Source organism: Lysobacter sp. HA35 (genome assembly GCF_054061195.1).
Genome location: NZ_JBSSDY010000001.1, coordinates 106,896 through 126,009 on the forward strand (window position 1 = coordinate 106,896; position 19,114 = coordinate 126,009).

The 19,114-nt window shown below is 65.7% G+C and carries 20 protein-coding genes; 12 read left to right on the forward strand and 8 right to left on the reverse strand.

The annotated features are described in order from the left end of the window. Positions 1 to 5: 5 nt before the first annotated feature. Positions 6 to 1,835: a translational GTPase TypA gene (gene typA / locus ACVWZN_RS00600; protein ID WP_027082436.1), complete on the reverse strand. Its 1,830-nt coding sequence runs from the start codon at positions 1,833 to 1,835 to the stop codon at positions 6 to 8. Positions 1,836 to 1,912: 77 nt separating this feature from the next. Here typA and ACVWZN_RS00605 point away from each other — a divergent pair, with 77 nt between their 5' ends. From ACVWZN_RS00605 to ACVWZN_RS00635, 7 genes are all read left to right on the forward strand, one after another. After that, positions 1,913 to 2,152 (forward strand): hypothetical protein, encoded by a 240-nt coding sequence (locus ACVWZN_RS00605; RefSeq protein ID WP_027082437.1) that lies wholly within the window; start codon positions 1,913 to 1,915, stop codon positions 2,150 to 2,152. 19 nt (positions 2,153 to 2,171) lie between these two features. After that, positions 2,172 to 2,678, forward strand: a complete 507-nt coding sequence (locus ACVWZN_RS00610) for a peptidylprolyl isomerase (protein WP_456952180.1) — start codon at positions 2,172 to 2,174, stop codon at positions 2,676 to 2,678. 165 nt (positions 2,679 to 2,843) lie between these two features. Beyond that, complete coding sequence (locus ACVWZN_RS00615; RefSeq protein ID WP_456952181.1) at positions 2,844 to 4,049, forward strand: aminotransferase class I/II-fold pyridoxal phosphate-dependent enzyme; 1,206 nt, start codon at positions 2,844 to 2,846, stop codon at positions 4,047 to 4,049. A gap of 108 nt (positions 4,050 to 4,157) precedes the next feature. Further along, positions 4,158 to 5,141: a malate dehydrogenase gene (locus tag ACVWZN_RS00620; RefSeq protein ID WP_456952182.1), complete on the forward strand. Its 984-nt coding sequence runs from the start codon at positions 4,158 to 4,160 to the stop codon at positions 5,139 to 5,141. 103 nt (positions 5,142 to 5,244) lie between these two features. Next, on the forward strand, positions 5,245 to 6,132 hold the full coding sequence (prpB, locus tag ACVWZN_RS00625) for a methylisocitrate lyase (protein ID WP_456952183.1): 888 nt from the start codon (positions 5,245 to 5,247) through the stop codon (positions 6,130 to 6,132). Positions 6,133 to 6,193: 61 nt separating this feature from the next. Then, complete coding sequence (gene prpC / locus ACVWZN_RS00630; RefSeq protein WP_027082442.1) at positions 6,194 to 7,339, forward strand: bifunctional 2-methylcitrate synthase/citrate synthase; 1,146 nt, start codon at positions 6,194 to 6,196, stop codon at positions 7,337 to 7,339. 3 nt (positions 7,340 to 7,342) lie between these two features. Continuing rightward, positions 7,343 to 7,813, forward strand: a complete 471-nt coding sequence (locus ACVWZN_RS00635) for a potassium channel family protein (protein WP_456952184.1) — start codon at positions 7,343 to 7,345, stop codon at positions 7,811 to 7,813. Between the two features lie 42 nt (positions 7,814 to 7,855). On the opposite strand, the gene ACVWZN_RS00640 is transcribed toward ACVWZN_RS00635, so the two are convergent. Continuing rightward, positions 7,856 to 8,467, reverse strand: coding sequence for a glutathione S-transferase family protein (locus tag ACVWZN_RS00640; RefSeq protein WP_456952185.1), 612 nt, complete (start codon positions 8,465 to 8,467; stop codon positions 7,856 to 7,858). Between the two features lie 102 nt (positions 8,468 to 8,569). Beyond that, positions 8,570 to 10,603, reverse strand: coding sequence for an FAD-dependent oxidoreductase (locus ACVWZN_RS00645; RefSeq protein WP_456952186.1), 2,034 nt, complete (start codon positions 10,601 to 10,603; stop codon positions 8,570 to 8,572). A 353-nt stretch (positions 10,604 to 10,956) separates the two neighbouring features. Here ACVWZN_RS00645 and ACVWZN_RS00650 point away from each other — a divergent pair, with 353 nt between their 5' ends. The 5 genes from ACVWZN_RS00650 (at position 10,957) to ACVWZN_RS00670 (ending at position 15,033) form a co-directional block, all read left to right on the forward strand. Beyond that, the gene (locus ACVWZN_RS00650) at positions 10,957 to 12,084 is read left to right on the forward strand and encodes an OmpA family protein (protein ID WP_456952187.1); all 1,128 of its coding nucleotides are present in this window, start codon (positions 10,957 to 10,959) and stop codon (positions 12,082 to 12,084) included. Positions 12,085 to 12,266: 182 nt separating this feature from the next. Beyond that, positions 12,267 to 13,346, forward strand: coding sequence for an OmpA family protein (locus ACVWZN_RS00655; protein ID WP_456952188.1), 1,080 nt, complete (start codon positions 12,267 to 12,269; stop codon positions 13,344 to 13,346). A gap of 210 nt (positions 13,347 to 13,556) precedes the next feature. After that, the gene (locus ACVWZN_RS00660) at positions 13,557 to 14,030 is read left to right on the forward strand and encodes a hypothetical protein (protein WP_027082446.1); all 474 of its coding nucleotides are present in this window, start codon (positions 13,557 to 13,559) and stop codon (positions 14,028 to 14,030) included. 6 nt (positions 14,031 to 14,036) lie between these two features. After that, positions 14,037 to 14,819, forward strand: a complete 783-nt coding sequence (locus ACVWZN_RS00665; protein WP_456952189.1) for a pseudouridine synthase — start codon at positions 14,037 to 14,039, stop codon at positions 14,817 to 14,819. 61 nt (positions 14,820 to 14,880) lie between these two features. Next, entirely contained in the window at positions 14,881 to 15,033 is a 153-nt protein-coding gene (locus ACVWZN_RS00670; RefSeq protein WP_155914200.1) for a hypothetical protein, read from the forward strand. A 95-nt stretch (positions 15,034 to 15,128) separates the two neighbouring features. Here ACVWZN_RS00670 and ACVWZN_RS00675 read toward each other — a convergent pair whose 3' ends face one another. From ACVWZN_RS00675 to tdh, 5 genes are all read right to left on the reverse strand, one after another. Next, a complete protein-coding gene (locus tag ACVWZN_RS00675; RefSeq protein WP_456952190.1) occupies positions 15,129 to 15,527 on the reverse strand; it encodes an HNH endonuclease in 399 nt (132 codons plus the stop codon). After that, entirely contained in the window at positions 15,527 to 16,486 is a 960-nt protein-coding gene (locus tag ACVWZN_RS00680) for a quinone oxidoreductase family protein (RefSeq protein WP_456952191.1), read from the reverse strand. The genes ACVWZN_RS00675 and ACVWZN_RS00680 overlap by 1 nt, the downstream gene beginning before the upstream one ends. Before the next feature lie 90 nt (positions 16,487 to 16,576). Beyond that, the gene (kbl, locus tag ACVWZN_RS00685) at positions 16,577 to 17,770 is read right to left on the reverse strand and encodes a glycine C-acetyltransferase (protein WP_456952192.1); all 1,194 of its coding nucleotides are present in this window, start codon (positions 17,768 to 17,770) and stop codon (positions 16,577 to 16,579) included. 29 nt (positions 17,771 to 17,799) lie between these two features. Beyond that, complete coding sequence (locus ACVWZN_RS00690; RefSeq protein ID WP_456952193.1) at positions 17,800 to 18,054, reverse strand: hypothetical protein; 255 nt, start codon at positions 18,052 to 18,054, stop codon at positions 17,800 to 17,802. A gap of 10 nt (positions 18,055 to 18,064) precedes the next feature. Beyond that, positions 18,065 to 19,087, reverse strand: coding sequence for an L-threonine 3-dehydrogenase (gene tdh / locus ACVWZN_RS00695; protein ID WP_456954670.1), 1,023 nt, complete (start codon positions 19,085 to 19,087; stop codon positions 18,065 to 18,067). Between the last annotated feature and the right edge of the window lie 27 nt (positions 19,088 to 19,114).

Here is a 19,114-nt window from a genome sequence, read left to right on the forward strand (position 1 = left end):
CCGACTCAGCCCTTGCGCGACTCACGCTTACGGTCGGTTTCCGTCAGGAACTTCTTGCGCAGACGGATTTCCTTCGGCGTGACTTCGACGAGTTCGTCGTCCTCGATGAAGTCCAGCGCCTGCTCGAGCGTGTACTTGATCGCCGGGCTCAGCTGGATCGCATCGTCCTTGCCCGAAGCGCGCATGTTGGTCAGCGGCTTGGTCTTGATGGCGTTGACCGTGAGGTCGTTGTCCTTCGAGTGGATGCCGATGAGCTGGCCCTCGTAGACCATGTCGCCTTCCGCCGCGAACAGACGGCCACGCTCCTGCAGCGGTCCGAGCGAATACGCCGGCGTCGCGCCCGGCGCATTGGCGATCAGCACGCCGTTGATGCGCTTGGCGATCGCGCCCTGTTCCTTCGGGCCGTAATGATCGAACACGTGGAACAGCAGGCCCGAACCCTGCGTGAGCGTGCGGAATTCGTTCTGGAAGCCGATCAGGCCACGCGCCGGGATCATGTAGTCCAGACGTACGCGACCCTTGCCGTCCGATTCCATGTTCTTCAGCTGCGCCTTACGCGTGCCCAGCTTTTCCATGACGCCGCCCTGGTGCACTTCCTCGATGTCCACCACCAGCTGCTCGACCGGCTCCATCATCTGGCCGTCGATTTCCTTGATGATGACTTCCGGACGCGACACCGCGAGTTCGAAACCTTCGCGACGCATGTTCTCGATCAGCACGGACAGGTGCAGTTCGCCGCGACCCGACACAAGGAACTTGTCCGGGTCCGAACCTTCTTCGACCTTCAGCGCGACGTTGTGCAGCGTCTCGCGCTCGAGGCGCTCACGCAGCTGGCGGCTGGTGAGGAACTTGCCGCCCGACAGATCCTTGTTACCGGCGAACGGCGAGTTGTTGACCTGGAACGTCATCGAGATGGTCGGCTCGTCGACGGTCAGCGCCGGCAGCGCCTCGGGTGCGTCAAGAGCACACACGGTGTCGGAAATGCTGAGGTCCTGCACGCCGGAGATCGCGATGATGTCGCCCGCTTCGGCTTCCGGCACTTCGATGCGCTCAAGGCCCATGAAGCCGAGCACCTGCAACACCTTGCCCTGGCGCTTCTTGCCTTCGCGATCGACCACGCTCACCGGCATGTTCGTGCGCACCTTGCCGCGCTGCACGCGGCCGACGCCGATCAGGCCGACGAAGTTGCTGTAATCCAGCTGGCTGATGCGCATCTGGAACGGGCCATCCGGATCGACCTGCGGCGGCGACACGTGCTTCATGATCGCTTCGTAGAGCGGGGTCATGTCGCCGCTGCGCGCGCTGTCGTCGAGGCTGGCGTAACCGTGCAGCGCGGATGCGTACACGATCGGGAAGTCGAGCTGTTCGTTCGTCGCGCCGAGCTTGTCGAACAGGTCGAACACCTGGTCGATCACCCAGTCCGGACGCGCGCCAGGACGGTCGATCTTGTTGACGACGACGATCGGCTTGAAGCCCATCGCGAACGCCTTCTGCGTGACGAAGCGCGTCTGCGGCATCGGGCCGTCCATCGCGTCGACGAGGATCAGCACCGAGTCGACCATCGACAGCACGCGCTCGACCTCGCCACCGAAGTCGGCGTGGCCCGGGGTGTCGACGATGTTGATGCGATTGCCGTTCCAGGTGATCGCGGTGTTCTTGGAAAGGATCGTGATGCCACGTTCCTTTTCCTGGTCGTTGCTGTCCATGACGCGCTCGGCGAGCACGGTGCGCTCGTTGAACGTGCCGGACTGCTTGAGAAGGCAATCGACGAGGGTGGTCTTGCCATGGTCGACGTGAGCGACGATGGCGATGTTGCGCAGGCGTTCGATAGACATGCGAAGAGACGCCTTAAGGCGCAAGCTGAGAAGGGAAGCCGGCTATTATAGCGGTCTAACTGCTGCCGACGCCCGCCATGCCTGAACAGCCGTCCGTACTGCCGTTTCCGAAGTGGCTGATCGCGGTCGATACGGTCGCGGCGCTGCTCATCGTCGCAGGCCTATTGCTGCGAAACGGTGTCATCGACGCGTCGTCGGTTCCCGCCGGCACCGACATTGTGCTGCTCGCGCTCGGTGGACTCGGCATCGTCGGCTGTGGTGCGCAGTTCGCCCGTTACGCGATGGCGACCGCCGCTGCGTCCAAATCCTCCCGCTGACCCTCCCCCAGGAGTTTCCATGTCCCTCATCGCCAATTTCGACACCGACCGCGGCCCGATCCGCGTCGAGCTCGCCGCCGACAAGGCGCCGCTCACGGTGGCCAACTTCGTGAACCTCGCCAAGCGCGGCTTCTACGACGGCCTGTCGTTCCACCGCGTCATCAACGACTTCATGGTCCAGGGCGGCTGCCCGAAGGGCACCGGCACCGGCGGCCCCGGCTACAAGTTCGAGGACGAGGCCCGCAACGGCCTGTCGCATGACCGCGGCGTGCTCTCGATGGCCAACGCCGGCCCGAACACCAACGGCAGCCAGTTCTTCATCACGCACGTTTCGACGCCGTGGCTCGACGGCAAGCACACCGTGTTCGGCAAGGTGCTCGAAGGCCAGGACATCGTCGACCAGGTGAAGCAGGGCGACATCATCCGCTCGGTCAAGATCGAGGGTGATACCGACGCCGTGCTGGCCGCCAAGGCCGACCGCGTGGCCGAGTGGAACAAGACGCTCGACGCCGACGCCCGTCCGTAATCGGTTGCTTCGCGACGCCCGCCGGTAGCTTCGGCGGGCGTCGTCGCGTCCGGCCGAGCCACCGGCGGCGCGATAGTTTCACGTGATACCATTTCGGACCTGTTCCGGCCCCTGCGCCGTCGCGCCTCGGCCGGCCTCCACCGCCGTACTTTTCGAGGTTCCGCGATGCCCCGTATCGCCTCGCGCATCGGTCGCGCCAAGCCCAGTGCGATCATGCAGGTCGCCGAAAAGGCCAAGCGTCTCAAGGCCGAAGGCCGCGACATCATCAGCTTCTCGATCGGCGTCCCGAACTTCCTGCCCGGCCCGCACGTCTACGAAGCCGCGGCCAACGCGCTCACGCACGACAGCGGCCAGTACGGCAGCAATCGCGGTGCCGACGCACTGATCGACGCGTTCCTCGCGCACATGGCCGAGATTGGCATGACCGGCTACACGCGCGCCAACTGCGCGACCGGCATCGGCGCCAAGCACGTCATCTACAACCTGGCCGAAGCGCTGCTCGACGAAGGCGACACGATCGTCTTCCCGACGCCGTACTGGACGAGCTACGTCGACATCGCCGAGATCGTCAACGCGAAGATCGACCTGCTGCCGTGCCCGGCGGAACAGAACTACAAGCTCACGCCTGGGCAGCTCGACGTCGCGCTCGCGAAGAAGCCGCGCGTGTTCCTCTTCAACAATCCGTCGAACCCGACCGGCATGGTCTATTCGAAGGACGAGATCACCGCGCTCGCCGACGTGCTGGTGAAGTATCCGGACACCTGGATCATCACCGACGACATCTACAACCGCATGGTGTTCGACGGCCTCGGCTATCACAACTTCGTGCATGCCCGTCCCGAGCTGCGCGACCGCGTGATCTTCATCGATTCGCTGTCGAAGACGTACGGTATGCCCGGTTGGCGTGTCGGTTTCATGGCCGGCCCGGAAGTCGTCGCGCAGGCCTGCGTCACGATGAACTCGAACCACATCACCAACTTGCCCGAAGTGACCACGGCCGCCGCGATCGCAGCGCTCACCGGTCCGCAGGACGTGCCGCAGCAGAAGTCGGCCGAGTTCCAGGCCAAGCGCGACCAGGTGATGGCGGTGATGGACAGCATCCCCGGCCTCAAGTGCCCGCGTTCGCAGGGTGCGTTCTACGTGTTCCCCGACATCAGCTTCGCGTTCGGCAAGACGCATGGCCCCAGCGGCATCGCGATCAACAGCGACGTCGACTTCTGCAATGCGCTGCTCGAGACCAAGGGCGTCGCCTGCGTGCCGGGCTCGGCGTTCGGCGAGCCGCGCGCGCTGCGCATCAGCTACACCTGCCCGACGCCGCAGCTGCTGCCGGGCCTCGAGCGCTTCCGCGAATTCTGCGCCGAGCTCGTGTGAAACATGGACGCGGAAGCGTTGAGCTCCGCGTCCAAGCCGTCCGGTAAGACCGGTGGCATCCAGGAACATTCCTCCGACAACCCCACGCTTGATCCACGGAGTTCGTACATGAAGACCCCCGTCCGCGTTGCCGTTACCGGCGCTGCAGGCCAGATCGGTTACTCGCTGCTGTTCCGCATCGCGTCCGGCGAAATGCTCGGCAAGGATCAGCCCGTCATCCTGCAGATGCTCGAGTTGCCGATGGAGAAGGCACAGGCCGCGCTCAAGGGCGTGATGATGGAGCTCGAGGACTGCGCGTTCCCGCTGCTCGCCGGCATGGTCGGCACCGATGATGCGGAAGTCGCGTTCAAGGACGCCGACATCGCGATGCTGGTCGGTGCGCGTCCGCGCGGCCCGGGCATGGAGCGCAAGGACCTGCTGCTCGAGAACGCGAAGATCTTCACCGCGCAGGGCGCGGCGTTGAACAAGGTCGCTTCGCGTGACGTGAAGGTGCTGGTCGTCGGCAACCCGGCGAACACCAATGCCTACATCGCGATGAAGTCGGCGCCGGATCTGCCGGCGAAGAACTTCACCGCGATGCTGCGCCTCGATCACAACCGCGCGCTGTCACAGCTCGCAAACAAGGCCGGTGTTGCGGTCGGCGACATCGACAAGCTCGTCGTGTGGGGCAACCACTCGCCGACGATGTATCCGGACTACCGCTTCGCCACGGTCAACGGCAAGTCGCTGAAGGACACCATCAACGACGCCGACTGGAACGCGAACGATTTCATCCCGAAGGTCGGCAAGCGCGGCGCAGCGATCATCGAAGCGCGCGGCCTGTCGTCGGCGGCGTCGGCGGCGAATGCGGCCATCGACCACATCCGCGACTGGGTGCTCGGCAGCAACGGCAAGTGGGTGACGATGGGCGTGCCGTCCGACGGCAGCTACGGCATCCCGGAAGGCGTGATGTACGGCGTGCCGGTGACCACCGCGAACGGTGAGTACACCCGCGTGACCGACCTGCCGGTCGACGAGTTCAGCCGTGCAGCGATGGACAAGACCCTCGCCGAGCTCGAGGAAGAGCGGCAGGGCGTCGCGCACCTGCTGTAACGCGCATGACGAAGGCGGCCACGGTCGCCTTCGTCGCTTTGGTGGTCCGGCGGTGCATGCATCGCCATCGCCCGCGATGCGGGCTGCAATCGACGAGGTCGCAATGACGCAACAGTCTGCCGGCGCACGTTTTCGTGCCGCACTTTCCGAGGAAACTCCGCTACAGGTGATGGGCGCGATCACTGCGTACGCCGGCCTGATGGCCAAGCGCACGGGTTACAAGGCGCTGTACCTGTCCGGTGGCGGCGTCGCCGCCAATTCGCTGGGCATGCCGGACCTCGGCATCTCGACGATGGAAGACGTGCTCACCGACGCGCGCCGCATCGTCGACGCCACGCAGATGCCGTTGCTGGTCGACATCGACACCGGTTGGGGCGGCGCGTTCAACATCGCGCGCACGATCCGGTCGTTCATCAACGTCGGCGTCGCTGCCGTGCACATGGAAGACCAGGTCGGGCAGAAGCGCTGCGGCCATCGTCCGGGCAAGGAAGTGGTGACGAAGGCGGAGATGGTCGATCGCGTGAAAACGGCGGTGGATGCACGCACCGACGCGAGCTTCGTGATCATGGCGCGCACCGACGCCGCCGCGGTCGAAGGCATCGATTCGGCGATCGAACGCGCGCAGGCCTATGTCGAAGCCGGCGCGGACATGATCTTCCCCGAAGCGATGAATTCGCTCGACGACTACCGCAAGTTCAAGGCGGCGGTGAAGGTGCCGATTCTCGCGAACCTCACCGAGTTCGGCTCGACGCCGTTCTTCACGACCGAAGAGCTGCGCGACGCCGGCGTCGACATCGCGCTGTACTGCTGTGGCGCATATCGCGCAATGAACAAGGCCGCGCTGAACTTCTACGAGACCGTGCGTCGCGAAGGCACGCAGAAGAACATCGTCGACACACTGCAGACGCGCGCCGAGCTGTACGACTTCCTCGGCTATCACGCCTACGAAGACAAGCTCGACCAGCTGTTCGCGACGTCGAAGAACGACTGATCCGTCGCGATCCCACGAATTCCCGCTTCCGCATCGCGGAAGCCGCCATGAGAGAGATGACATGAGCGAGCAAGTGCTCCCGAAGGCCAAGAAGTCCGTCGCCCTGTCCGGCACCGCCGCGGGCAATACCGCGCTGTGCACGGTCGGCCGCAGCGGCAACGATCTGCATTACCGCGGTTACGACATCCACGACCTCGCCACGAAGTCGACGTTCGAGGAAGTCGCGCACCTTCTGGTGCACGGAACGCTGCCGACGACGTCGCAGCTGCGCGCCTACAAGGCCAAGCTCAAGCGCCTGCGGGGCCTGCCGGCGATCGTGCAGGAAGCGCTGGAGCTCGTACCTGCGAACGCGCATCCGATGGACGTGCTGCGCACCGGTTGTTCGGTGCTTGGCACGGTGCTGCCGGAACGTGAAGGTCATCCCGCGTCGGAAGCGCGCGACATCGCCGACAAGCTGATCGCGAGCTTCGGCTCGATGCTGCTGTACTGGTGGCACTTCACGCGCAACGGCGAGCGCATCGAAGTGCAGACCGATGATGATTCGGTCGCCGCGCACTTCCTGCACCTGCTGCACGGCGAGCGTCCGTCGTCGCTGCATGCGGATTCGCTCGACAAGTCGCTGATCCTCTACGCCGAGCACGAGTTCAACGCGTCGACGTTTACCGCGCGCGTCATCGCGGGTACGGGTTCGGACCTGCATTCCTGCATCACCGGCGCGATCGGCGCGCTGCGCGGCCCGAAGCACGGCGGCGCGAACGAAGTGGCGATGGACATCATCAGCCGCTACGCGACGCCGGACGAAGCGGAAGCCGATATCCGCGCACGCATGGAACGCAAGGAAATCGTCATCGGCTTCGGCCACCCGGTCTACACGATCGGCGATCCGCGCAATCCGATCATCAAGGAAATCTCGCGCAAGCTCTGCGCCGACGGCGGCAACATGACGCTGTTCGATGTGTCCGAGCGCATCGAGAACCTGATGATGGACACCAAGAAGATGTTCCCGAACCTCGACTGGTACAGCGCATCGGCCTATCACATGATGGGAATCCCGACGCCGATGTTCACGCCGCTCTTCGTCGTCGCGCGTACCACCGGCTGGAGCGCGCACGTCATAGAGCAGCGCGAGGACGGCAAGATCATTCGCCCGAGCGCGAACTACATCGGCCCGGAAGACCGCGAGTACGTGTCGATCGACAAGCGCTGATCGGTGCTCGCCGGCGCGCCCTACGAGGTGCACGCCATCGCCATCGCGACGTCCATCGTCGCGGTGGTCGTGGCGGTGGCGATCAACTTCGAAGGGATGAAGCGGCTCGGGGAGCTGTACACCCGGCATCGCAAGCGCAGCGGCGGGCCGGTCGCGCGTCACCACATGCTGTGGATGGTGTTCGGGCTGCTCGGGCTGCACGCACTCGCGATGCTGGTGTTCGGCGTCGGCTACTGGGCGCTGCTGCGCGTGCCCGAGGCGGGCGGCATTGACGGCGCGCACCGCGCCAGCGTGTTCGACGCGTTCTATCTGTCGGCGATGACGTATTCGACGGTGGGCTTCGGTGATCTCACGCCGAAGGGCCCGATCCGCTGGCTCGCCGGCGCCGAAGCGCTGGTCGGCCTGATGATGATCGCCTGGTCCGCGTCGTTTGCATTTCTCGAGATGTCGCGTCACTGGCGCGACGATCTCTGACGACGAACCCGCGCGACGTTTCCGCCGCGCGGGCTTCAAACATCAGGCGAGGCCTTCGGCCTTGAACGCGGCCTGCACGCCGGCATCGGTTTCCATGCGTCGCATGAACGTCGCGAGGTTGTCGAAACCGGTCAGATCGACGCCGGTCTTCGTCGCCCAGATGAGTGTGATGTAGAGATACGGGTCGGCGTAGCTGCGGAAGCCGGCGATCCACTCGCGGCCTTCGAGCTGACGCTCCGCGCGCTCGTACATGCCACGCAGGCGCTGGCGAGCCATGGCGCGCACCGCGTCGAACTGCGACTCGTCGGCGATGAAACGGCCGGGCCCGAACAGCGGATGGAACGCGGGATGCACGTCCGCATTGCAGAAGGCGAGCCAGCGGTTGGCTTCCGCACGTTCGCGCGGGCTGCCGTCGCCGCCAAGGCCGGAGTCGGGACACATGTCGGCGATGTAGCCGACGATTGCCGCGTTCTGCGTCAGCTTGAAGTCGCCATCGACGAGCGCCGGCACCGCGCCGACCGGATTGATCGCGAGGTACGGCGCGGACTTCATTTCGTCGGCCGTCAGCACCTGCACGCTGAACGGCGCACCGGACCAGTGCAGCGAGATGTGGCAGGCGGTCGAGCAGGCGCCGGGCTTCGTGTAGAGCTTCATGGACGACTCCATTGGACGGGACCGGCGACTATCCGGCCATGCGCCGCCTTACGGCAACGCGATGGCTGCAATGGATGGTTGCGCGGATGGCGTCGCGGCCGCTCAGAGCGTGGCGGCGACGCGGCTTCCCTGCGCGATCGCGCGCTTGGCATCGAGCTCCGCCGCGACGTCCGCGCCGCCGATGACATGCACGTCGCGACCGGCTGCACGCAGCGGTGCTTCCAGCGGATTGCTCGATAGCTGGCCGGCGCAGATCACGATGTTGTCGACCTCGAGCGTGCGCGGCTCGCCGTCCACGGTGATGTGGAAGCCGGCATCGTCGAAGCGCACGTACTGCACGCCGCCGAGCGCCTGCACGCCGCGCGACTTGAGGCTGGCTCGATGGATCCAGCCGGTCGTCTTGCCGAGTCGCGCGCCGGGCTTGCCTGCGGTGCGTTGGAGTAGCCAGATGGCGCGTGCGACGGGCGGACGCTCGGGTGCGCGCAGGCCGCCGGGAACGTCGGTGTACTCGACATCGACGCCCCACTCGCGACGCCAAGCATCGATGTCGAGAGATGGCGATACGCCTTCGTGCGCGAGGAATTCCGCGACGTCGAAACCGATGCCGCCGGCACCGACGATCGCGACGCGCGGGCCGACGGCAACGCGACCTGCGAGCACATCGTCATAGCGAAGTACGCGCGGATCGTCGCTTCCCGGGAATTCGACGGGCCGGGGCACCACACCGGTCGCGAGGACGACGCTGTCGAACGCATCGAGTTCTTCGTTGGTCGCACGTGTCGACACACGCAGGCTGATCTGGTCGATCTGGATTCGACGGCGGAAGTAGCGGATCGTCTCGTCGAACTCTTCCTTGCCCGGAATGCGTCGCGCCAGGTTGAACTGGCCGCCGATGTCGTCCGCGGCTTCGAACAGCGTCACGTGGTGACCGCGCTGCGCAGCAACCGTCGCGCATGCAAGGCCGGCGACGCCAGCACCGACGACCGCGACGCGTTTCGGCGTCGACGCACGCGTATAGATCAGTTCGGTTTCATGACATGCACGCGGATTCACCAGACAGGTCGCGCGCTTGTTCTCGAACACATGATCCAGGCAGGCCTGGTTGCAGGCGATGCAGGTATTGATCTCGTCGACGCGCGCATCGCGTGCCTTTGCGAGCCACTGCGGGTCCGCAAGCAGTGGTCGCGCCATCGACACCATGTCCGCGGCGCCGCTGGCGAGCACGCGCTCGGCGACTTCCGGCATGTTGATGCGGTTGGTCGCGACGAGCGGAACACGAACGTGCGGCTTCAGTCGTGCGGTGACATCGACGAATGCGGCACGCGGCACGGACGTCGCGATGGTCGGCACGCGCGCTTCGTGCCAGCCAATACCCGTATTGATGATGGTCGCGCCCGCGGCTTCGACCGCCTGCGCCTGCTGCACGACTTCGCTCCAGTTGAGCGAGTCGTCGACCAGGTCGATCATCGACAGCCGATAGATCAGGATGAAGTCGGGACCGCAGGCTTCGCGGATGCGTCGAACGATCTCGACGGCGAAGCGCATGCGTTTGGCGGCGTCGCCACCCCAGGCGTCGCCACGCTTGTTGGTGCGCGGCGCGGTGAACTGGTTCAGCAGATAGCCTTCCGAGCCCATGACTTCGACGCCGTCATAGCCGGCCTCGCGCGCGAGTACCGCAGTGCGAACGAACGCGCGGATCTGCCGCTCGACGCCGCTCGACGACAACGCTGTCGGCTTGAACGGGTTGATCGGCGCCTTGATCGCGCTCGGCGCGACCTGCAGCGGGTGATAGCCGTAGCGACCGGCATGGAGGATCTGCAGACAGATGCGTGCGTCGTGCGCGTGCACCGCCGATGTCACCTGTCGATGCCGACGCACATGCCACGGCATCGACAACGTCCCGGACAACGGCTTGAGCCATCCGCGCACGTTCGGCGAGAAGCCGCCGGTCACCATCAGCCCGACGCCGCCTTCCGCGCGCTCGGCGAAATAGGCCGCGAGTTTCGGGAAGTCGCGCGCGTGGTCCTCGAGGCCCGTATGCATCGATCCCAGCAGCACGCGGTTGCGCAGCGTGCAGAAGCCGAGGTCGAGTGGCGCGAACAGGTGCGGAAAGCGCGGGTGCGGCGCGTCGGTCATCGTGGATACGCGTGCGTACGGTGCGGGCACGATGCCGGGAAAGCGCGGGCGGGGCAAGGCGTAGCCGCTTCGGCCCCTGATATCCGCCCCTGCAAACCCCATTTGCCCGCGCAAAACGGTTCACGAAACACAGGCGATTTCGTGCCAAGGCAGTGCGCGATTAACCGAAACCCACTGAAAAAAGGCTCTTCGGGAACTTCGAAAATTGTTACGGGCCAGTTAACAGCACCTTCACAGGGCCGCTTCTAGTCTGCGCGCCGATGGCTTTGTTCAGTTAGCCGTCTCGCACGGTCGGAATAAAAAAACGCTGACGCGGACTCCCCCTCTCCCGATCCACAAGGAGCTAGTACAAGATGAACAAGAAACTCCTCTGCGCCGCCCTGCTTGGTGGCTTGTCGCTGGCGCAGGCCGCGCAGGCCCAGCAGTACGACGACCGCTGGTACATCACCGGTTCCGTCGGCTACAACCTGCAGGACAATGACCGCGGCACGCGCAATGCGCCGTTCGCGGCCATCGGCTTCGGCAAGATGTTCAACCCCAACTGGTCGTGGGATCTCGAAGCCAACTACCAGAACCCGAAGGCCGACTACAACCAGAACCTCTGGTGGAGCCAGTACGGCGTTTCGTTCGACGTTCGCCGCCACTTCGTGACCGAAGGCCGCGCATGGAACCCCTACGTCGTGATGGGTCTGGGCTGGCAGCGTTCGGAAGAGGAGTTCGATCCGTCCGACGCCCGTATTCCGGCTCGCTTCGAGCGTAACGGCGCTCCGAGCCAGCGCGAGGACGACCATGTCGCCGGCAAGGTCGGTATCGGTATGCAGGGCGACGTCGGTCGCGTGAAGATCCGTACCGAACTCGCTGTGCGTCTCGACGCGGACAACGACAGCGTCGGCGCACTGCTCAACGACGACAACCATGATGACGGCGAAGACTGGTTCCAGGACGTCCTGGCCTCGGTCGGCGTTGTGATCCCGCTGGGCCCGCCGCCGATGGCGCCGGTCGCCCCGGCTCCGGTTCCGACCTGCGCGGACAAGGATGACGACGGCGACGGCGTGAACAACTGCGACGACAAGTGCCCGGGTTCGACGGCCGGTCAGGCCGTGGGTCCGGACGGCTGCGCCGTGCCGCTGACGATCGACCTGAAGGGCGTGAACTTCGACTTCGACAAGTCGACGCTGCGTCCGGACGCGATCGCGATCCTCGACGAGGCGGTCTCGATCCTCGGCCGTTACCCGCAGCTGCGCGTTGAAGTCGCCGGTCACACCGACCTGTGCGGCAGCGATGCGTACAACCAGTCGCTGTCGGAGCGTCGCGCCCGCGCCGTGTACGACTACCTGACCAGCCACGGTATCGACGCGTCGCGTCTGGCCGGCCCGACCGGTTATGGCGAGAGCCGTCCGCTCGAGAACACCCCGCAGACCCTGCCGGCGTGTAAGAGCGAGCGTAACCGTCGTACCGAGCTGAACGTCCAGAACCAGTAAGACGTCCGGTTCACCGCTGCACCCGAAGCCCGGCCTTGCGCCGGGCTTCTTTTTGCGGCCCGCCGGTCGGCCCTTTCGTTCAGGGATGTTAAAAAATCCTAGCGGCCGTGTAATCATTCAGCTCGGCCTGTTCAGGACACTACCGGCCTGGCTGCCGTTTCCGACCTCTTTTGGAGCTCCACATGAAGAACCGCATGCTGAGTACCGCATTGCTCGCGGGCCTGGCGTTTGGCCAGGCGGCGCACGCCCAGGCGTTCGACGACCGCTGGTACCTGTCCGCCGACGCTGGCTTCAACATCCAGGACAACGACCGCGGCACGCGCAACGCGCCGTTCGGCGCGATTGGCATCGGCAAGGCCATCAATCCGAACTGGTCGTTCGAAACCCAGCTCAACTACCAGAACCCCCGTTTCGACGCCAACCAGAACCTCTGGTGGAGCCAGTACGGCATCTCGTTCGACGCCCGCCGCCATTTCCGCGCTGAAGGCCGTTCGTGGGATCCGTACCTGCTTCTCGGCGCCGGCTACCAGCGCTCGGAAGAAGAGTACGACGCGTTCCCGAGCCCGAACTCGCCCGGCCAGCGTAAGGACGGCAACTTCGCCGCCAAGATCGGTGGCGGTATCGAAGGCGATGCCGGCCCGGTCCGCATCCGCACCGAACTCGCGTACCGCGTGGACTTCGACGACCAGAGCGTCGCGGCGCCGGACAAGAGCGGCTTCGGCGACCTGCTCGCTTCGGTTGGCGTGCTGATCCCGCTGGGCCCGCCGCCGATGGCGCCGGTCGCCCCGGCTCCGGTTCCGACCTGCGCGGACAAGGATGACGACGGCGACGGCGTGAACAACTGCGACGACAAGTGCCCGGGTTCGACGGCCGGTCAGGCCGTGGGTCCGGACGGCTGCGCCGTGCCGCTGACGATCGACCTGAAGGGCGTGAACTTCGACTTCGACAAGTCGACGCTGCGTCCGGACGCGATCGCGATCCTCGACGAGGCGGTCTCGATCCTCGGCCGTTACCCGCAGCTGCGCGTTGAAGTCGCCGGTCACACCGACCTGTGCGGCAGCGATGCGTACAACCAGTCGCTGTCGGAGCGTCGCGCCCGCGCCGTGTACGACTACCTGACCAGCCACGGTATCGACGCGTCGCGTCTGGCCGGCCCGACCGGTTATGGCGAGAGCCGTCCGCTCGAGAACACCCCGCAGACCCTGCCGGCGTGTAAGAGCGAGCGTAACCGTCGTACCGAGCTGAACGTCCAGAACCAGTAAGACGTCCGGTTCACCGCTGCACCCGAAGCCCGGCCTTGTGCCGGGCTTCTTTTTTGCGCGCGATATTCGACGCTGCGCGGCGGAAGCATCGACATGTCGCTGCACCCGTCGGCCGATGAAGCAGGCGAACGCAAACTGTCGAGTCCGACAAACGCGCTTTCACGAATCGCGACGTATGCTGTCCGCCCGATTCGGCCGCCGGAGATCACCATGCGTCGCCTCGTTCTTATCTCCCTCGTGCTGGCCAGCGGAAGTGCGTTCGCGCAGGACGCCTGCACCGGCATCGCGCGCTCTTCGACAGCTCCGGTGTCCGCGCCCGCGCTCGCACCCGAGCTCGTCGCGCCCGCGCCGCAACTCGGAGCGCCCAGCGGCGTGCTCGCGCAGGCGTTCGACCAGACGCAGACGGTCGACGCCGTGCTGCTGCGCATCCGCATCGACAAGTGCCGCGCCACCGCGATGTCGACCAAACCCGGCCAGTTCACGCCCGGCATGGATCCGGCCACCTACAAACCGCAGACGCAGTTCGACAACACGCCGTGGCGGTTCGACATGAACCAGAACGGCAAGCGCATGACGGCTGACGAGTTCGACGCGTGGATGAAGGCCAAGGGCGTGCGCGTGGCCAAGGGTGCGCAGGCCGCGCCTCCTCCGCCGCCTCCGCCGGCGGACGCACCGCAGAAGTAAGCGTCGATGCCGCGAGCGGTGCCGCGCCACGGGTTGGCGCGCGTGCTTTCCAAGCGCGGCCTGTGTTCGCGCACGCAGGCCGCGACATGGATTCGCGACGGTCGCGTCACCGTCAACGGACGCACCGTTCGCGATCCCGAATTTCCCGTGCGCATGGACGTCGATCGTGTCGACGTCCGCGATCTCGATGACGCCAGCGCATCGCCGATCTACCTCGCGCTCAACAAACCGCGCGGCCTGGTAACTACCGCGCGCGACGAGCAGGGACGCGACACGGTCTATCGATGTTTCGACGGCGCGGGATTACCGTGGATCGCGCCGGTCGGCCGCCTCGACAAGGCCAGCGAAGGCCTGCTTCTGTTCTCGAACGACCCGCGTTGGGCCTCGTCGCTCACCGATCCGGAAAGCGGACCCGACAAGACCTACCACGTGCAGGTCGACTGCATTCCTGACGACACGACGCTGCGCGCGATCGAAGCCGGCGTCGACGTCGATGGCGAACGTCTCGCTGCCGCGAAGGTCACGCTGCTGCGCAGTGGCGCGCGAAACGCGTGGCTGGAAATCGTGCTCGACGAAGGCCGCAATCGACAGATCCGTCGACTGCTCGAAACCTTCGATATCGGCGTGCTCCGGCTCGTTCGTGTCGCGATCGGTCCGCTTCCGCTCGGCGAACTGCGCAAGGGGGACTGGCGGACGTTGACGGCAGAAGAAGCCGCCGCGCTTGGACCAACCCGCGCTGCTGCAGATGTGAAGGCCGCGTCGACATCGTCTTCAGATCGGCAGGCGTAGCGTCCGTCGACCGCCACGGCCGGTGCACCGGGCGGTCCCGCCACGCACCGCTGGAGCCGTCATGGACATCCTGTTCGCCATCCTCCTGTACTGGGGCGTGATCCCCAGCCCGTCGGTCACCACCACGACGCCCGCGGCCACGCCGACTGCGGTCGCCGACGACGGCAGCGACATCGTCAAGCCACGCCCCTGCGGAAATCGCTGCTCGTACTGACGCAGTGCCGTTGTCCGTCGACGCGCAGTCCGCGCGCGACGAAAGCGCTCACGTGAGGATCGCGAAAGCGATCGTCGTCGGCGATGCCATGCCGGTCAGCCCATCACGTCGTCGTCGAACGGCAGGCGCCATCGCGCCATGCGCGTATCGAGCAACGACGTGACGACCTCGCGTGCGCGTGCATCCGACGGCCCGCGCGCATCGGGGCCTTTGCCCTTGTCCTGATTGCAGCGCGTGCAGGCGATGGCCAGGTTGCATGCATCGTCGGGCGCGTCGCCCACGCGTGCGGTGAGCTCGTTCGCCGCGCGTTTGCCGAACCATGCGCGCGGCACGACGTGTTCGAGCGAACTGGCGCCAAGCGCGGCGCCGTCGTCGCGCACCTGCAGGCGCGTGCGGCAATGCAGGCAACGCGTGGTCCAGACATCGCCATGGTGCTGTGCCTCGCTGTCCGTCGCGAGCGCGAGCAGGAACAGGCGGCGCAGGGCAGGGCGCATCAGGGAATCAGCAGCACCTTGCCGAGCGCGCGACGGCTTTCCAGGTGTGCGTGCGCGGCCGCGCCGTCGGACAACGCGAAGCGCGAATCGACCGCGACCTTGAGGTCGCCGCGTCGCACCGAGTCGAACAGCTCGGCGGCGCGCGTGCGGCGGTCGTCGGCAGTGCGCAGGACGTTCCAGAGATCGCCGCCAGTTAGCGTCTTCGAGCCGTCCATGAGCATGCGCGGATCGACAGGCTCCGGGTCGCCACCCGCCATGCCGTAGAACACGACAGTGCCGCCGGCCCGAACTGCGCGCAACGAGTCGTGCACGGTGCGGCCGATCGAATCGAATGCGACGTCGATGCCGTTTGGCGCGAGTTGCTGGACGCGTGCGACCCAGTCGCCGTCGTACGTCGATGCCGCTTCAGCACCGGCGTGTCGTGCCACGTCGCACTTCGCTTCGATCGACGCCAGCGCGATCACGCGCGCACCGCGTGCCGTGGCAAGTTGCACCAGCAGTTGCCCGACACCGCCGGCCGCGGCGTGCACGAGCGCGGTGCCGCCGGGTCGCAATGCATAGCTGTCGCGGATCAGGTATTGCGCGGTGAGGCCCTGCAGCAACAACGCAGCGGCGATTTCGTACGCGATGTCGTCCGGCAGGGGAATCAGGCGATCGACGTCGACCGCCGCGAGTTCGGCATTTGCGAACGGCGCATCGGCGAACGCCACGCGGTCACCTACCGCGAACCCCGAACCTTCCGGCGCCGACACGATCTCGCCCGCACCTTCGTAGCCCGCGACCCACGGCGGATCACCGGCGAGGTGGTAGTGGCCCTGTCGACGATAGACGTCGGCGAAGTTCAGGCCGATCGCATGCAGACGAACGAGCGCCTGGCCGTCGCCGGGTAACGGGTCCGGCACATCGCGATAGACCAGAACCTCGGGACCGCCGAAGCGGTCGAACGTGAGCGCCTTCATGTCGCATCTCCAATCGGAGCAGGCACGCTACACGCCTCGCGTGCCCGGACTACGAGCATGCGCCGGACACTGCGGCGCATGCGTTTGGCGTCAGGCTTTCAGCACGCCCAGTTCGCGCCCGATGCGGGTGAACGCATCGATGGCGCGGTCGAGATGCTCGCGCGTGTGCGCCGCCGAAATCTGCGTGCGGATGCGCGCCTGGCCCTTCGGCACGACCGGGAAGAAGAAACCGATCGCGTAGATGCCTTCTTCCAGCAGCCGTTCGGCGAAGCGCTGCGCGAGCGGTGCGTCGTACAGCATCACCGGGCTAATCGGATGCACGCCCGGCTTGATGTCGAAACCGATCGCGGTCATGCGCTCGCGGAAGTAACGCGTGTTCGCGGCGAGCGTCTCGCGCAGTTCGCCGGCCTGCTCGAGCATCTCGAATGCCTTGATGCCTGCGGCGACCACGTGCGGCGGCAGCGAGTTCGAGAACAGGTACGGACGCGAGCGCTGGCGCAGCAGTTCGATCACTTCGCGCTTGGCCGTGGTGAAGCCGCCGAGCGCGCCGCCCATGGCTTTGCCGAGCGTGCCGGTGATGATGTCGATGCGGTCAAGCACGCCCTTGACCTCGGCGGAGCCGCGGCCGGTTGCGCCAAGAAAGCCCGTCGCATGGCATTCGTCAATGTGCACGAGCGCGCCGTACTGCTGCGCGAGGCGCGTGATCTCGTCGAGCGGCGCGATGAAGCCGTCCATCGAGAACACGCCGTCGGTGGTGATCATGATCGTCCGCGCGCCGTCGGCCTTTGCCTGCTGCAGCTGCTTTTCGAGATCCGCCATGTCGCAGTTGGCGTAGCGGTAGCGCTTGGCCTTGCACAGGCGCACGCCGTCGATGATCGACGCGTGGTTGAGCGCGTCGGAAATGATCGCGTCGTTCTCGTCGAGCAGCGGCTCGAACAGGCCGCCGTTCGCGTCGAAGCAGGCGGCGTAGAGGATCGTGTCTTCCTTGCCGAAGAACGTCGCGATGCTCTGCTCGAGCTGCTTGTGCAGGTCCTGCGTGCCGCAGATGAAGCGCACGCTGGCCATGCCGAAACCGTGCGTATCCAACGCCTTCTTCGCTTCCGCGATGATGTCCGGATGGTCGGCGAGGCCGAGGTAATTGTTGGCGCAGAAGTTCAGCACCGTGCGGCCGTCGGCGAGGGTGATCTCGGCGGACTGCGGCGACGTGATGATGCGCTCGGACTTGAACAGCCCGGCGTCGCGGATTTCGTCGAGGGTGGTCTCGTAGCGTTCGGTGAGTGACATGCGGTCCTGCCCTCGGGGCAAAAATAAGTTCAGTCGGAGCTGCCGGTGTCGCCCGAATCGCACGAGCTATCCGACGACGAATCATCGGACGTATCGCTGCACGTATCGGGTTCGAACGGGCGATCGTTGTTCTCGTTCGTGTCGTACGGGTTGTCGTACGCGTTCATCGGCGCGTAGTCGCCGGAGCCGGCGTTGCCCGAACGCACAACGCCGCTGTTCTGATTGTTCGCGAGATAGATCCAGCCCGCGATCACGATGACGGCGATGATCAGCACGAAGATCATCGCCGCGCCCTCAGTTCCAGCTCAGGACGATCTTGCCGCTCTTGCCGGCTTCCATCAGGTCGAAACCTTCCTGGAATTTATCGACGGGCAGCTGGTGCGTGAGCACTTTTCCGAGCGGGAAACCCGACAGCACGAGCTGCGTCATCTTGTACCAGGTCTCGTACATGCGACGGCCGTAAATGCCCTGCAGCGTGAGGCCCTTGAAGATCACCTTGTCCCAGTCGGCGCCGGCGCCCTTGGGCATGATGCCGAGCATCGCGATCTTGCCGCCGTTGTACATGCAGTCGAGCATGTCGTTGAACGCGCGCGGGTTGCCGCTCATCTCGAGGCCGACGTCGAAGCCCTCCATGTGGAGGTCCTTCATCACGTCCTTGAGCGAGCTGTTCGACACGTTCACCACCCGCGTCGCGCCCATGTCGGCGGCGAGCTTCAGGCGATAGTCGTTGACGTCGGTCACCACCACGTTGCGCGCGCCGATGTGCTTGCAGATGCCGGCGGCGATGATGCCGATCGGGCCCGCGCCGGTGATCAGCACGTCCTCGCCGACGACGTCGAACTCGAGCGCGCAGTGCGCGGCGTTGCCATAGGGGTCGAAGAACGCGGCGAGCTCGCTCGGGATCTGGTCCGGAATCGGCCACAGGTTCGAGGCCGGCATCACGATGTATTCGGCGAACGCGCCATTTCGGTTGACGCCGATGCCGACCGTGTTCGGGCACAGGTGCTGCTTGCCCGCACGACAGTTGCGGCAGTGTCCGCAGACGATGTGACCCTCGGCCGAAACGCGCTGGCCGACGGTATAGCCGGTTACGCCGGTGCCGAGCGCGGTGATGCGGCCGACGAATTCATGGCCGATGACCAGGCCCGGCTTGATCGTGCGCTGGCTCCACTCGTCCCACATGTAGATGTGCAGGTCGGTGCCGCAGATCGCCGTCTTCTCGAGCTTGATCAGCACCTCGTTCGGGCCGGGCGTCGGCACCGGCACCTCCTCCATCCAGATCCCCTTGGCGGCTTCGCGCTTCACGAGGGCGCGCATGGTCTGCGCGGGCAGGGGAACGGTGAC

Excerpts from the sequence above, each read along its gene's own strand:
- ACVWZN_RS00665 (WP_456952189.1), top strand. The coding sequence starts at position 14,037 with ATGCCGCGAGCGGTGCCGCGCCACGGGTTGGCGCGCGTGCTTTCCAAG.
- tdh (WP_456954670.1), bottom strand. The coding sequence starts at position 19,087 with ATGCGCGCCCTCGTGAAGCGCGAAGCCGCCAAGGGGATCTGGATGGAG.
- ACVWZN_RS00645 (WP_456952186.1), bottom strand. The coding sequence starts at position 10,603 with ATGACCGACGCGCCGCACCCGCGCTTTCCGCACCTGTTCGCGCCACTC.
- ACVWZN_RS00670 (WP_155914200.1), top strand. The coding sequence starts at position 14,881 with ATGGACATCCTGTTCGCCATCCTCCTGTACTGGGGCGTGATCCCCAGC.
- typA (WP_027082436.1), bottom strand. The coding sequence starts at position 1,835 with ATGTCTATCGAACGCCTGCGCAACATCGCCATCGTCGCTCACGTCGAC.
- ACVWZN_RS00675 (WP_456952190.1), bottom strand. The coding sequence starts at position 15,527 with ATGCGCCCTGCCCTGCGCCGCCTGTTCCTGCTCGCGCTCGCGACGGAC.
- ACVWZN_RS00660 (WP_027082446.1), top strand. The coding sequence starts at position 13,557 with ATGCGTCGCCTCGTTCTTATCTCCCTCGTGCTGGCCAGCGGAAGTGCG.
- ACVWZN_RS00640 (WP_456952185.1), bottom strand. The coding sequence starts at position 8,467 with ATGAAGCTCTACACGAAGCCCGGCGCCTGCTCGACCGCCTGCCACATC.
- ACVWZN_RS00605 (WP_027082437.1), top strand. The coding sequence starts at position 1,913 with ATGCCTGAACAGCCGTCCGTACTGCCGTTTCCGAAGTGGCTGATCGCG.
- ACVWZN_RS00620 (WP_456952182.1), top strand. The coding sequence starts at position 4,158 with ATGAAGACCCCCGTCCGCGTTGCCGTTACCGGCGCTGCAGGCCAGATC.
- kbl (WP_456952192.1), bottom strand. The coding sequence starts at position 17,770 with ATGTCACTCACCGAACGCTACGAGACCACCCTCGACGAAATCCGCGAC.
- prpB (WP_456952183.1), top strand. The coding sequence starts at position 5,245 with ATGACGCAACAGTCTGCCGGCGCACGTTTTCGTGCCGCACTTTCCGAG.
- ACVWZN_RS00610 (WP_456952180.1), top strand. The coding sequence starts at position 2,172 with ATGTCCCTCATCGCCAATTTCGACACCGACCGCGGCCCGATCCGCGTC.
- ACVWZN_RS00650 (WP_456952187.1), top strand. The coding sequence starts at position 10,957 with ATGAACAAGAAACTCCTCTGCGCCGCCCTGCTTGGTGGCTTGTCGCTG.
- ACVWZN_RS00615 (WP_456952181.1), top strand. The coding sequence starts at position 2,844 with ATGCCCCGTATCGCCTCGCGCATCGGTCGCGCCAAGCCCAGTGCGATC.
- prpC (WP_027082442.1), top strand. The coding sequence starts at position 6,194 with ATGAGCGAGCAAGTGCTCCCGAAGGCCAAGAAGTCCGTCGCCCTGTCC.
- ACVWZN_RS00690 (WP_456952193.1), bottom strand. The coding sequence starts at position 18,054 with ATGATCTTCGTGCTGATCATCGCCGTCATCGTGATCGCGGGCTGGATC.
- ACVWZN_RS00655 (WP_456952188.1), top strand. The coding sequence starts at position 12,267 with ATGAAGAACCGCATGCTGAGTACCGCATTGCTCGCGGGCCTGGCGTTT.
- ACVWZN_RS00680 (WP_456952191.1), bottom strand. The coding sequence starts at position 16,486 with ATGAAGGCGCTCACGTTCGACCGCTTCGGCGGTCCCGAGGTTCTGGTC.